This is a genomic window from Desulfobacterales bacterium (assembly GCA_021647905.1).
Lineage (GTDB): Bacteria > Desulfobacterota > Desulfobulbia > Desulfobulbales > BM004 > JAKITW01.
Map to the genome: position 1 here is coordinate 1 of JAKITW010000023.1, position 13,526 is coordinate 13,526.

The window sequence follows — 13,526 nt, forward strand, 5'->3', positions numbered from 1 at the left end:
GGCTGTTCATAAACAGGCTATCAAGCAGGAACTCGCTTCGCCGCGGCGGCGATTCGGAACCCATAAGCATATCCTGCCGAAGTTGTTTCAAATTCCGCTTTTGCCGTCACGGCTGCGGCTCAGGGTCCGCTACACCGTTCGGTATAAGAAAACCCTTTCCCGGTCCAACCTCAAACGTACGGGGTTTACCGAAAGCTTACCGTCGGTGCGGGGTCGGACCAAGACAACATCTTTAAATTACAAGATAAATTCCTGAAGATGGCCTCTTTTTTTGTCTTTAAACCGGCTATTTCACCATCAAAATGGGAACTATAAGGAATTCAGGGACTGGGGAAAGCTTGATGAACCCGTAACAACCCGAAAGGCTTCAAATGCCACCCAATAAAATCAACAAGTTACAAGACGAATCACGTCCGTCGAGCGGGTTGTTGCGAGACCGACAAAGCTTAGAGACCTAAAACTTCCATTAGGAACTGGTCAATTTGAGTCATAAGAGTTGGAGGACAGCTCAGTAAGGGGCCGTCAATAAGTCTTTTGTTGTCAATAGCGCGTACTTGATCGACAAGAAGATCGGAGTTCTTTTTCAGCCTTTCCCCGGCAGGGATGCGCAAGCGAAGCGGTTCCGCATCGTCGATAAGATTCGTGGTAAGGGGAATAATTAAAGTTGACGGATGGCTTACGTCAAGGAGCTCCTGGCATTGAACAATCAGCACCGGCCGAACTTTTCCGGCCTCGGTGCCTTTGCCGGGATTGAGATTGGCCAGCCAGATTTCGCCGCGGTTATACATCAGGGGCATCCTCTATCGCATCGAACTCCGCATTCACTCTCATGCTTTCTTCTCGAACCCGTCTGGATGCCTCCATAATACGCTTTTTCCGCAGTTCCCTGGCAACCTGTTCATTCATTGCCACCACTGCTCTGCGGACATACTCGGCCCTGGGCATATGTAGCGCCCGGGCTCGCTCATTGATCTCTATAAGGATATCATCCTGAATCCGTATTGAAATTGTAGCCATATGTTGTCTCCTTTATTGTAACTATCATTTAGTATACTTATTGTGACTCGTTTTGGCAACTCGATGTTTTCGTGGGGTCGTGAAGACAGCGCGTGAAGACAGCGGGACGTTCATGAAATAGTGTAATTCTAATCAGTTCGGTTCGTTCTTTGATACGCTCATCCACGGAGATAGCGGCATGTGCACGTCTGCGTGGGGGCAGGTCTTGCGTTATAAGTTTTTGTCGGGTGTGCGTGCTTGATCATGGCCCGTCACTAAGGGATAATTTTGAATTGTGAAGGGCTCAAGGCGCAGGGCGTAGGGGACTTGAGGTCCCGCCTACGCGCTAGGCTACGGCGGGCAAGCGGGGGCCGGAAGGGATTATTCGACAAGGGGACAGGCGAATTATGGTTGAGGCGTCGCAACCTTTCATGCTACTTTTTCTTGAATCGGACGCGGTATTTCTCGGACAGCGGCATAATCAAACTAGTCAAGGATAGCCGAAGACGGCTTCAGTGGCTGTATGATGCCAAGGAAAACGACAAGTGCCTATCGATCTTCCCGCGTATGCCAAATCCGCAATACATATATTACGGACTCCTGTATCTCGTAGCGCATTTCATATCGGCCAACTAAAATGCGACGAACCTCCCGCGGTTCGAACTCTTCCAGTTTCGTACCGAGGCGAGGCTGTTCAAGGAGGCGGACTGGCGCTTTGGTGAGGGATTGTACGGTACGCGCCGCCGCCTGCTGGTTAACTGTCGCAAGAAAATCATAAAGTCGCACCAGATCGGCAAGCGCCCTGCTGGTCCATTGCAGTTTCATCAACGCGGCACAGGCAACGGCTTGTCGGTATCGAGACTATCCGCCCATGCCTGCACAGCCTGGTGATCGATGACATGACCGGCATCGACATCGTCAAGTGCCTCCATGGTCAAACGTTGGCGTTCTTCTTCTTGGGCGATCCATGCCAGCAATGCCTGTTTCACGATCCAGCCACGCGAACGTTCAAGACGAGTTGCAATCTGGTCCACTTTTTCGGCAAGCGGCAGAGGGATGTGAGCTGTCAGTACTTTGGTGTTCATAGTAATCCTCCTGATTTTTGAATCTATTTTAACCATAGTGATTAAAATAGAATTAATCAATTTCAGCCTTTCCCCGGCAGGGATGCGCAAGCGAGGAGATTTTCATTGTTGGTTGTGGCTGCGGCCCAAAAGTTATGGTCCAGCCATGCTGGTTAGTATACTTATTGTGACTCGTTTTGGCAAGTCGATGTTCTCATGGGTCGGACCAGCTAACTAGCTGAAAAAACGAGTAATAGTACTTGTTTTAGCCTGTCTTGTCGGAACTCCCCAAGATTCCCTATTACTGGATAGCGCACGGCCTGCTCGGTATAGAGCATAATCCGGAATGGGTGATCGGTCTCAAGCGCTGGTATGAAAGTAAGTTGAGGGCGGTTTTTTAGGCTGGCAAGGACGAGATGCGAGACCGGCAAACATGGCATATCACACACCGGTGTCATTCCGAGGCATAGGGGGCATAGGATCTTCATTCTTGACAGCAGCGGAATTTAGGGATTGAGGAAAAGTGAGACATAAAAGGCGCAGGGCGCAGGGCGCAGGGCTGAAAAAGCTCAAAGCTGAAAGCCCAAAGTCAATGCAGGAAACCGAACAACCAGAGAGGAATCCGATTTTTAAATCCTGTCTCAATATCATCCATGGCGAGATATGAGCGGCGTACATCCCGTATTTGGGTGAAATCCTTACCCTTGCCGCCGACCTCAACGGTAAACTCGTTATCAATCAGAAAGTCCCCTCTCTCCGGTGCGGTGAGGTTATGGTGCACCGATACCAGATTCATGAAAAAGGTCTCTCTGATATTGCCCCTGTTCTCTTGCCCGCGGCTGCAGATGGCAAGAATCTGGTTCGGGTTGTTCAGGTAAATTTTTTCCGGTTTTTCAAGTTGCCTTAGCCTGCTTGCGGTTTTCGGCAGGGTAAGTATCAAGCCCGCGTCTTCCAGAAAGGTAAGATAGGTCTTTAATGTTCTTTCATCACCGATTTCAAGGATGGTTTTCATCTTCTTCAAATCAGGCGTAAAAGGCACGGACAAGGAGATGACGGCAAGCAGTTTCTTGATTTTTTTAATACTGGCGCCGCTTAATCCGGGATGTACGGCAAGGAGATCATTTTCGATGGAGGTGTGGATATTCTGTTCCAGGGTAATGTAGAAAAGCTCTTTGTCTTTGAACTCTTGAAAATATGGATAATAGCCAAAGGCAAGATAATCACGAAAAAGGGCAAGGACTTTCGCCCCCTGTTGCTCAATGTCGTGAATGATATCCGGGGCTATCCGCTCATGGTTGGTGATGATCTCTAGCAGGGAAAAAGAGGGCAGGGCCATATCACGGAACAGTTCGATGAATTCCCGGAAGGACAAGCCCGGCAGATGCCGGACAATAGCCCTTCTGCTCAGATCATGGCTCCCTTTGTGGATCTCAAGCGCGGAACTGCCTGAGGCCAGTATATTCAACTTGGGAAAGGTGTCGTAGATGCTCTTCAGCTCGCCGGACCAGTTCGGGTACTTATGAATTTCGTCAAAACAGATGAGCCGGCCGCCGAAATTATGGAATTCTTCCGCTATCTCATACAAAGAACTCTGTCCCACCAGAAAGTGATCGGCCTGGATATAGAGAACCGGAGGCGTTGCAGAGTGACCATCAAAAGCATGTCGCAGGTGCTGAATCATAACGGTTGTTTTGCCCACGCCCCGCTGGCCCACGACAATGGAAAACCGGTTTTTCCCCAGTTCCGTCAAAAAACGGCGCTGGTACTTACGATCATAAATCCGAATAAAATGGCTGCTCAAGCTAAATAATTCTTCATGCATGATCGTAATGTAATCCTATCGAAAGTAATGGTCAATAGTAATTCACTCCTATGTGTCCGAAGGGTTTTCAGATACGATTCTGACAACCACCGCCAGAACCTTTGTCTTGTCGGAACTCCCCAAGATTCCCTGCTACTGGATAGCGCACGGCCTGCTCGGCGAATAGCGTGGAAGCTGGCAAGCTAAATGATACGCCATGCGCTCTGCGCCATGCCCGCTGCGCCATGGTTGATTCTTTGTGATGCGCCCACCTCCTTTAAATAACAGCTATGCCCTGTTGGCCTTTTTTCTGTCGTCCTGGAAAAACAGGGAGACAAGGGCGGGGCTGGAAAAGGCGATGCGGCAAGGGCGGATCGACTGGGAAGGACTGTTGTTTCTGGCAAATCTGCACCTGTGCACCCCGCTATGGTACGTCTGCCTGAAATCTGACAAGTTGCTTTATCGGTTGCCCACGGAATTACAAGCTTATCTGGAAAATATTTACCTCCTGAACCTGGGGCGCAATGAGGCTGGCAAACAGGAATTATCCAGGCTGCTCGCTGATTTTGCCGACCATTCCATTCCCGCGGTCCTGCTCAAGGGGGCGGCCACCTTTTGTGATCATCTCTATGGTGATCCCGGCGCCAGAATGATGGGAGATATCGATATCCTGGTGAACCCCCGGGATACCCGCGCCGTCTGTGCAATATTACGGGGCAGAGGATACGGAAAGGCGGATAATCCGGAACTGGAGGTCAAGGATCCGGCCGCGGCAAGTCATCACCACCATTTGCCGGCCTTCCACCGGCCCGGCTCCCGGTTCCCGGTGGAGATCCATTATAAAATCATCAGTAAGCAGGCGGGCCGGCTTTTTCCGCCCGCCATCCAGAGGGAAAGGTTTGTCAGGACAAGGCTGGACGGGCAGCCGGCGTATCTGTTGAACCCGACCGAGCGATTGATCCACAACGCAGGACACGCCCTGGTGCAAGGAATGACCTTCAGCCGTGGCCTGGTCTCGTTGCAGCAATTAAGCGATTTTTCCCACCTGGTCCAAAGGTATGGTCCACAGATCTCCTGGCCGGACTGGTTCAACCGCGGAACAGAAGCAGGGCATGGTATCGAGTTCCGCACCTATCTGCACCTGGCGAACCGCTTACAGGGAGTGGAGGTTCCCCGGGATATCCCGCCGCTGAAACGGGCGAAATGGCATGCGGCGCGTATTGTGGCGGCCGGCAAGTATATATCTGCCGATAATGGGAGACATCAGCGCAAATACGAAAGAATTCTCGGGCCATTGCTTAAGATTCTCGTTAAAGTTTATTATTATATGAGGTTGCCCGCCTTTGTCTGGGGAAATACGCGGTATACGGTTGGCAGTCGTTGTTATCCGGCGCGAATCCATCATCTTATGGTTAAAGCGGTCCAGGCCCGGAACTGGGCGAGGATTACCTATAGATAACCCGTTGTTGACAACCCTGGCCAATTGCATCGGTTTTTCCGTGACATCCGCGCTCTGCGCGGGAAAGCTTGCAGCCCGGCCGGCAACGGTGTAGATATCCGTATTATATTATCACTGACAGGCCGGCCAGGTCGCTTGGCGCCGGCAGATTTTGGACATGCTTCCGGATGGGGCGGGCAATGTCGGTCACGGGTTGATTCCCCCTGCCGGGAACAAGGAGGTCGAAATGTCGGGATCGAACAAAGAACCGGATCCGGTTGGCACGGGAAAAGATGTTGCGGATGAGAAACGCCGGGCTTTTTTGCGTAAAAGTGTGTATGCGGCATACGCCACCCCGGTGATTATGTCCATGCTGGTTGGCAAGAGTAGCGCCCAGATGTCGGGCGGTAACAGGTTCAGACGGCGAGGGAGGAACCAGTACGGGGATGATCCGGAGTGAACATTTCCTGCCACCGGGGAAAGTCCGTCAAACCCCGTGAGTTCCGCTTTTACCTGATCCGGTAACCTGCTTTCGAGGTATGCTCCTTGGTCAGGGAACGATCCGATAACGCTCTGCTGGAGCAACCCTCCCCATCGATTTACTTCTTTGCCTTTTCTGAAGGCGGGGTCCTTTTCTCCGCAAGGACCCGTCGAATCATGACCCTGAATCATTCGGCCGCGGTTATCTGGTGTCTCCTGGAGCGGATGTCGACCCTGGAGGAACTGGTAACAGAGATGACCCGGCACTTCCCGGTGGACAGGGCAACCGCGTATCAGGATACAACGGCTGTCCTGACGGTCTTGCGCGCCAAGGGGTTTGTCGGTGACCGGCCGCCTCCCGGTACGCCGGGAACCAAACACAGGGCAGGGCACCAGCAATCCGGTAAACTCCAGGCCGGTAAGATGTTACAGGCGCCGGGTCTTGCAACAAAGGGGCCGCGGTTCGATGAACCCCGCTGCTGGGCCTTCAGGCAATCTTATCAGATCTTGAATCATACGGCTGAGTTCTGCATTCAGGATCTTCGGCTCGGTTCGTCTTTCCGGCCGCTGATGCAACAACTGGCTGATAAGAACAACAGCGCCGCGGACACGGAGATCTGGGTACTTCCGGGTACAGGAGGGGGGGACACCTGGGATATTCTCCGGGACCGCAGGTTGCTTTTCGAGAAGGTGCCCACGGAAAGGGTGCTGCCATGCCTGTTTTCCCTGGCCTTTGCCGGGTACTGTGACGCCTTTGCCAACCGGTTGCTTTTACATGCCGCGGTCCTGGCAAAGGGGGAGCGGGCGATCATTTTTCCGGCAACGGCCGGGTCCGGCAAGACCACCCTGGCCGCGGTCCTTGTCATGCGGGGCTGGCGGTTTTATTCCGATGAACTCGCCGGGCTCAGCGTTGAGAAGCTGACGGTCGCCCCGTTTGCCCTGCCCATGAGTATCAAATCAGGCTCGGTAAGTCAACTGGCGCCCTACTATCCCGGATTGCAGTCAGCGGAGGTCCACCAGCGGGCCGATGGAAAGGAGGTTCGATATCTGGTGCCGCCCCTTGACCGGATAGCCGGGCCAGGGGCGGAGGCGATGATTGAGGCGGTGGTCTTTCCCAGGATTAAAAGACCGTCGCCGACCGGCCTGGTGGAACTCGGCAAGGCAGAGGCCCTGATGCGGCTGGCAGAGACCTGTTCCTCGGACCGGGATCTCATCCCCGGAGACATAGAGGCAATGATCAGGGTTGTGGAACAGTGCGCATGCCTGGAACTTGTTTTTTCAGATCCGGAGGAAGCGGCCGGGTTGCTGGAAAACAGCTTGACGGGCCGGGCCGGCTGAAGGCGCATGGGGCAGAGGGCATGGCGCAAAGGGTGAAGGGATTTGCGATTTGTTCTCAGTTGTTTTATCCTGTGCGCATTGCGCCTTCAGCTATGCGCTTCCCCGCTTGCCAGCCAGATCGCTTGTCCCAAGGAGATCCTTTGCCCAAAAAACACCGCATTCTGTGTGCTGCGATCCTGCTCGTTTTTTTTGCCGCCACCGGTGTTGCGCTCACCAGGGTGAATTTTCGGATTGACAGCAAGATCATCGACCAGGCGGTGCGACGGTACGGAGACCAGGCCCGGGTCTGGCTGGAGCGGTGGCAGGAGTTGATCCGGCAGGACAGCACTGTTCCGGAGCGGGAGCAGCTCAAAAGGGTTAATGATTTTTTCAACCAGCTGGAGTTTGTTTCCGACATCTCCCACTGGGGAAAAAGCGATTACTGGGCCACCCCGGTGGAGTTTCTCAGCAGCCGGGGGGGGGACTGTGAAGATTTTTCCCTGGCCAAGTACTTTACCCTCAGGGCAATGGGGGTTCCGGAAAGCAAGCTGAAGCTTACCTACGTCAGGGCCCTCGACTTTGACCAGCCGCACATGGTCCTCACCTACTACACCAGCCCTGGCGCCGAGCCGCTGGTCCTCGACAACATCAAAAAAACCATCAAGCCGGCCTCAAAACGGAAAGATCTGGTGCCGGTCTACAGTTTTAACGGCAGCGGGCTCTGGCTGGCAAAGCAACGGGGTCGCGGCATGATGCTGGGCGGCCGCAACCGTCTCACCCTCTGGCAGGATCTCCTAGAACGGATGCCGGAAGGTCTGTTGACAGAGCCGGACAAAAAATTGACCGCAGACAAGGGGAATCGACCATGACACTGTATCGACAGCTCATTCTTTTCATCCTTCTTCTGTTCCTGCTTCTCTTTACCGGAAGCTGGCTGGCAAAGCTTGAAAGCACCCGCTCGTTTCTTTTCAACCAACTGCAATCACACGCCCAGGATACGGCCACCTCCCTGGGACTGTCGCTGTCGCAGTGCATGGCTGATAACGATATGGTGGCGGTTGAGTCCCGGCTCAACGCGATTTTCGACCGGGGCTATTACCGGCTGATCCGGCTCACGGATGTTTCCGGCGCTGTTTTAAAAGAACTTACCCTTAAGGTGAAAATCGAAGACGTTCCGCAATGGTTTGTCCGGTTGTTCCCCTTAGAGACCCCCTATGCCCGGGCAAACGTGATGTCCGGCTGGTACCAGTCCGGCACCCTCATTGTGGAGAGCCACCCGGGCTATGCCTATAAGATGCTCTGGGAGACGGCCACCCGGATGACCATCTGGTTCGCGGGTGCTGGACTTGTGGTCTTGATCGCCGGCAGCCTGGGCCTGCGGATTCTGCTCCGCCCCTTGCAGGAGGTGGAGCGCCAGGCCGAGGCGCTCTGCAACAAGGAGTACCGGATCCAGGAACACCTGCCCCGGACCAGGGAGTTGCGGCAATTGGTCGCAGCCATGAACCGCATGACCATCAAGGTAAAGGAGATGTTTGAGGAGCAGGTGGCCATTGCTGAACGGCTGCGGCAACATGCCTACAGCGACTCCCTCACCGGACTGAGCAACCGTCGTTATCTCGCCAGCCAGGTAGCCGCACATTTTGAGCGTAACGAAAACGCGATCCAAGGGGCACTCCTGCTGGTCCAGGTCCACGAACTGAAAAAACTCAACCAGCAGAAAGGGCTTCAGGCCGGCGATCTGTTAATCAAGCGGGTGGCGGAAATACTCCAGGCCCAAGGTAGCCGGATATCGGGGGTCGAGGTGGCTCGGCTGACCGGCGGCGATTTCTGCATCTTCATGCCCGGCGCCTCACCTGACGATGCCGAACAGGCGGCGGCCGCCATTGTCAACCGGATGACCCTCCTGGCGGTGGAGCAACTCACCCTTTCCGACAATATCGGTCACGTGGGCGCGGCGGTGTATGAATGCGCCACCAATCTGGGTACATTGCTGTCCGAGGCGGATCTGGCCCTGCGCACCGCCCAGCGGAATGGGCCGAACACCTGGCAGGTGGCAACAGTCACCCGGGACTGCGAGAACAAGTACCAGGGGGAACAGGCATGGCGGGCCGCGCTTGAGCGGGCCATAAGGGAACGGAACATCTTCCTGTTTGCCCAGCCCTCGGTTGCCTGTACGGACCGGGACCGGATTGTGCATCTGGAGATCTTCTCCCGGGTGGTCCAGGAAGACGGCGCCCTGTTGAACGCCGGACTTTTCATGCCATACGCCGAGCGGCTTGACCTGGTTGCGGCCCTGGATCTGGTGGTCCTGGAAAAGGTGAAGGAGTTTGACAAGGCGGACCTGGGCACAGACCGGATTGCGATCAATATCTCCCCCTCGTCGCTCCTGGATGATTCCTTCAGCCAACGGACCGAATCCATCCTGCGCAGCCTGCCGGACAAGGCGCCGCGGATCACCTTTGAGGTGGTTGAATTCAGCGCCATCAACCACCTTGACCGGGTCAAGGAGTTCCGTGCCATGGTGGCCCGATACGGACACACCATCGGCCTGGATCATTTCGGCCGGAGTTTTTCCAACTTCGGATACCTGCAATCGCTGCGGCCTGATTTCGTCAAAATTGACCGGGCCTATATCAGCGAACTCAAAGGGCGAGAGAGCGACAGCGGTTTCTTTATCAGCTCCCTGTGCAGTGTTGCCCACAGCCTTGATATCGCCGTGGTCGCGATCGGGGTGGAGGAAGAACGGCAGTGGCAAATCCTGCAGGAACTCAACCTTGACGCCATGCAGGGCTACTTCATCGAAAAGCCCTATCCCATTAAGCTTCGCACCACCGGAAACGATCCACCAACCGATGATCGAGATTCTGAAAGGGTTTTCAAGGGCAGGAAAAGATAGTTAATGGTTGTTTGTTAATTGTTGATGAACTCGTAACAACCCGAAAGGCTTCAAATGCCACCCAATAAAATCAACAAGTTACAAGACGAATCACGTCCGTCGAGCGGGTTGTTGCGAGACCGACAATTGTTAATGGTAACAGCATGTTAAAATCTATTAACCAAGAACCAAGAACCAAGAACCAAGAACCCCGACTCCTGACCCCTGGAGCAGGTATTAAAAGGTATGGATCTTGCCGCGGCCGGAGATGAGAGAGTCTTTTCTACGAGCCGGACAATGTAGCGATCAGTTGTGACCGCCCGGCTCAGAATAACTGGAGCAGCTCCTTGTAGGCACGGACCGCCACCTTGGGGTCCGAGGTCATGATCAGGTATTTCTTTATCCACTCGGGCGCTCGGCCGAGCGCCACCATTTCAAGAATCTGGTCCTTGGCACCCTGCCAGAATTCTTCGGCCCCCTCGGTGCCGAACAGCACGATCGGCACCCGTTCCGAAATGGAGAGCTTGAAGTTACACAGGGTGATACCCAGTTCCTCCAGCGAGCCCAGCCCGCCCACGTTGAAGATCGGGAAGGTGGCCACCTCGAACCATTTCTGGCGGCTGTGGCGGCATTTTGACTGGAAGACCTGGCAGAAATCCACGTCAGTGGTCATGGCCTGGTCGGTGATCTCCAGGAAATTGGCACCAGAGAGGATCCCGTGCTTACGGGCGACATTATTGGCCTCTTGCATCACCCCGCTGCCGCCGCCGGTGATGATGCCGATGTTTTTTTGGCCCCAGAAATCGATCAGAGCCTGGATCAGCTCGTTTAACCGTTGGGCCGCCTTCCTGGTAAGTTTCTGGTTCGACCCGTAGAAGGCGAACAGCATCGATTTATGGAAGTCGGCCAGCCGCTCCGGCCGGACAAAATAACCCTTGCCGTCCCGCATGGTGCTGACCATCAGCGACCCGGTCAGGTCAGATACCCAGTAGACATCGATCCCCAGGTCGTAGTATTCGCCCAGTTGGTTGTGGTCCCGGTCCGAGAGAAAGGGGCCGTACTTGCAGGACGGTTCGTAGAAGTAGATGGCCTTGATCCTGTTTTTGGAGGCCAGATAGATGATGTCGTGGTGCTCGACCACGTTGGGGAAATATTTCATGATCAGGGTGGCCGGTTGCTTCAGCCCCTTGATCCTGGCGGTGGCAAAGATGTGCGGGCAGGCGGACTGGGGCGAGGCGTAGCGCCGTACCATCGAGCAGTTTATCTTGGATACCCGGCAGGGCTCGTCCGGGCCGTTGAGCAGGATCGGCGCCTTGTTCAGGGTAGACGACCTGCCTTGAACCACCACCAGGGGGCGATCGACAAAGTGGCAGGTGGAGTTCTTGATCGACTTGAATCTTTTTTGAAAGGTGTTCAGGAAAGGGTAGGAGAGGGAGTTGTCTTGAACCGCGGTTTTCCGTTTCGGTCTTCCGGAATTATCCCGGCGGCCCCGGTAGATCTTGGCCCGGATGACCGGGTTGACAATGGTGTTCTTGCTGTTGTTCACTATTTCAAGGTAGATGCCGACCCCCCTGGTCTTGATCGGGTCGAGCACGGTTGCCGGTAGGTGCTTGCCGAACTCGAAGCCGCTTTGCAGGACAACGTAGTGCTCGTTGAGATACATCGAGCAGGTGGTGATGATGCCCTCGTTGGGCGGGATGATCACCGTGTCCACCTCCTCGCGGTACTGGTACTGGTTCAATATCTCCCGGCCGTCATGCTCCAGCAGGATCCGGGCCAGGATTTTCCGGTCCGCGTCTTCCCGCAACCGGCAGATCGCGGAATGGGGCCTGATCAGAATGGTGCCGTCACTGGAGATGGTGGTGGAATCGGGAAGCTTCAGGTCGCCGCGCTTGAGCGCCGCCAGCACCTCGTCGGAGCTGAGCAGGGCCTCGGGATCGCAGTAGACCAGGCGGCCCACCGGAAAGCCTTCGTCAAAAAAATCCTTGAGAATATCAAGCCCGGGATAGCCGGGGATGACCCGGGTGGCGACCATCGACAGGCTGAGCCGGTTGCCCTCGATGGTGCCGAGCCGGGGGGCTTCGCAACTGATCTGGATACCGAGCCGGGCGATCCGGGAACGTTCGCTGAAAATAAAGGGATCATGCTGCTGGGTGAGGCGGGCAATGCTTTTTGCCGGGGGCTCGACCTGTTGTTTAAGCTCTTCGGACAGCTCAAAGGCGGCCTCAAAGGAGATGGATTGGTCGGTGCGGTGAAAGACCTTGGTAATGATGCCGTCGGAAGACTGAAGGAAACCGCGGAACGATTGAATTCTGTTTTCTGTTGCCATGAGAATGCCCTGTTTATTTTTTTGCAAAGCCGTTGCCCTCGCCAACGGCGGGAGTGAAGGCATTGTGACATCTGCGTTGGCAACGGACAACATTTTTCTGACTTTCCGGCGGGGACTCGTAAAACGGAACCTGGGGACAGGTATGGCAAAGAAGAGTGTCCCCGCAACGGGTGATGTTGCCCGGAATTATCAAGTTTTCCGGTCGAGGTGTTTATGTTTGGGCGGCTATGAAACGGAATGACGTTACTCTAGGGAAGTCTCTACGGCAACGAGTAAGGAAGATTTGCGTGGAAGGAAATTGGTGCCCCCGGTAGGATTCGAACCTACGGCTCCAGGATTAGGAATCCTGTGCTCTATCCCCTGAGCTACGGGGGCAATTTGATCGGCTGGCATAATACCCGAATCGGGCAAGAAATCAATATCAATAGATGAGGGGCCATCGGTTCGGGCGGCTGACCACCCGATTCATTATACTTTTTCTCCTCTGTGGCGGTAAACATTCCCGGGGTAATTGCCATCCTTCCTTGCCGCGAAAACAGCGCGACTCCCTCCCTCTCCCTGGAACTGACCAGGAATCCTTTGTACGAAAAAAGTGATAGTTCTTGTCTGGTACTTTAGTGGTAAAAAAAAACTAGGCTTGTGTTTTCGAATGGAACCGTCTAGAGTCGGCAGTTAATTTTTCCAGGCAACCCGGGGGGGACGAAAAAACAAGACGTTCGCTGCATTATCGTCGCCCGTATACCCAGGAATCAAAGCGATATTGGAGCGTGAAATCCGTGGCTGTAGAAGGGGAGAGAGGGGAGCAGAGACGGCATGAACGGTATCCGGCCAAGGAGGGCGGAGTGGCCTCTCTGCGGATCGGTTCGGATGTCAGGCTCGGGAGCATCGTTGATGTGAGCCGGGGCGGGTTGGCGTTCCGTTACATAGACGAGGCCTCGCACCAGGGTGAGCGCAATGTTGCCCTGGATATCCTTTACGGCCAGGACGACTTCCTGCTTGAAAAGATTCCAGCCCGGGTGGTCAACGACTTCGAGACCGTGAACGAATTCTCCTTCAACCTTCTGCCGGTGCGCCGTTGCAGTCTCAGCTTCGGCGAGTTGACCGCCCAGCAGGAGGAGCAACTGGAGTATCTCCTGGCCAACTATACCCCCCGCGTCCACTCCTGATCCTGCATTTTTCTTATTTCCCGTATTTTCCCAAAGCGTGTTGGCCGGCCCTGGTTGCGG

General features: G+C 54.7%; 11 protein-coding genes and 1 tRNA gene. 5 read left to right on the forward strand and 7 right to left on the reverse strand.

What is annotated here, in order from left to right; genetic code table 11:
- Window positions 1–446 precede the first annotated feature (446 nt).
- From L3J03_05300 to L3J03_05320, 5 genes are all read right to left on the reverse strand, one after another.
- Window positions 447–788: a type II toxin-antitoxin system PemK/MazF family toxin gene (locus tag L3J03_05300; protein MCF6290395.1), complete on the reverse strand. Its 342-nt coding sequence runs from the start codon at window positions 786–788 to the stop codon at window positions 447–449.
- Complete coding sequence (locus L3J03_05305; protein ID MCF6290396.1) at window positions 781–1,017, reverse strand: ribbon-helix-helix protein, CopG family; 237 nt, start codon at window positions 1,015–1,017, stop codon at window positions 781–783. Before L3J03_05305 ends, L3J03_05300 begins: the two co-directional genes overlap by 8 nt.
- A 528-nt stretch (window positions 1,018–1,545) precedes the next feature.
- Complete coding sequence (locus L3J03_05310) at window positions 1,546–1,821, reverse strand: type II toxin-antitoxin system RelE/ParE family toxin (GenBank protein MCF6290397.1); 276 nt, start codon at window positions 1,819–1,821, stop codon at window positions 1,546–1,548.
- Window positions 1,821–2,081, reverse strand: a complete 261-nt coding sequence (locus L3J03_05315; protein MCF6290398.1) for a ribbon-helix-helix domain-containing protein — start codon at window positions 2,079–2,081, stop codon at window positions 1,821–1,823. The genes L3J03_05310 and L3J03_05315 overlap by 1 nt, the downstream gene beginning before the upstream one ends.
- Window positions 2,082–2,649: 568 nt before the next feature.
- Window positions 2,650–3,861 carry an AAA family ATPase gene (locus tag L3J03_05320; protein MCF6290399.1) on the reverse strand — a complete coding sequence of 404 codons (1,212 nt, stop codon included), beginning with the start codon at window positions 3,859–3,861 and terminating at the stop codon, window positions 2,650–2,652.
- A gap of 262 nt (window positions 3,862–4,123) precedes the next feature.
- Between L3J03_05320 and L3J03_05325 the strand changes: the two genes are divergently transcribed.
- From L3J03_05325 to L3J03_05340, 4 genes are all read left to right on the forward strand, one after another.
- Window positions 4,124–5,320, forward strand: coding sequence for a nucleotidyltransferase family protein (locus L3J03_05325; protein MCF6290400.1), 1,197 nt, complete (start codon window positions 4,124–4,126; stop codon window positions 5,318–5,320).
- Window positions 5,321–5,956: 636 nt separating this feature from the next.
- Window positions 5,957–7,117, forward strand: coding sequence for a PqqD family peptide modification chaperone (locus L3J03_05330; protein MCF6290401.1), 1,161 nt, complete (start codon window positions 5,957–5,959; stop codon window positions 7,115–7,117).
- Between the two features lie 140 nt (window positions 7,118–7,257).
- A complete protein-coding gene (locus L3J03_05335) occupies window positions 7,258–7,965 on the forward strand; it encodes a transglutaminase-like cysteine peptidase (protein ID MCF6290402.1) in 708 nt (235 codons plus the stop codon).
- The gene (locus L3J03_05340) at window positions 7,962–9,992 is read left to right on the forward strand and encodes an EAL domain-containing protein (protein ID MCF6290403.1); all 2,031 of its coding nucleotides are present in this window, start codon (window positions 7,962–7,964) and stop codon (window positions 9,990–9,992) included. Before L3J03_05335 ends, L3J03_05340 begins: the two co-directional genes overlap by 4 nt.
- Before the next feature lie 304 nt (window positions 9,993–10,296).
- On the opposite strand, the gene L3J03_05345 is transcribed toward L3J03_05340, so the two are convergent.
- Complete coding sequence (locus L3J03_05345; GenBank protein ID MCF6290404.1) at window positions 10,297–12,300, reverse strand: LOG family protein; 2,004 nt, start codon at window positions 12,298–12,300, stop codon at window positions 10,297–10,299.
- 299 nt (window positions 12,301–12,599) lie between these two features.
- Window positions 12,600–12,675 (reverse strand) — tRNA-Arg (locus L3J03_05350).
- 392 nt (window positions 12,676–13,067) lie between these two features.
- On the opposite strand from L3J03_05350, the gene L3J03_05355 reads away from it, so the two are divergent.
- A complete protein-coding gene (locus L3J03_05355; GenBank protein MCF6290405.1) occupies window positions 13,068–13,466 on the forward strand; it encodes a PilZ domain-containing protein in 399 nt (132 codons plus the stop codon).
- Window positions 13,467–13,526: the final 60 nt, after the last annotated feature.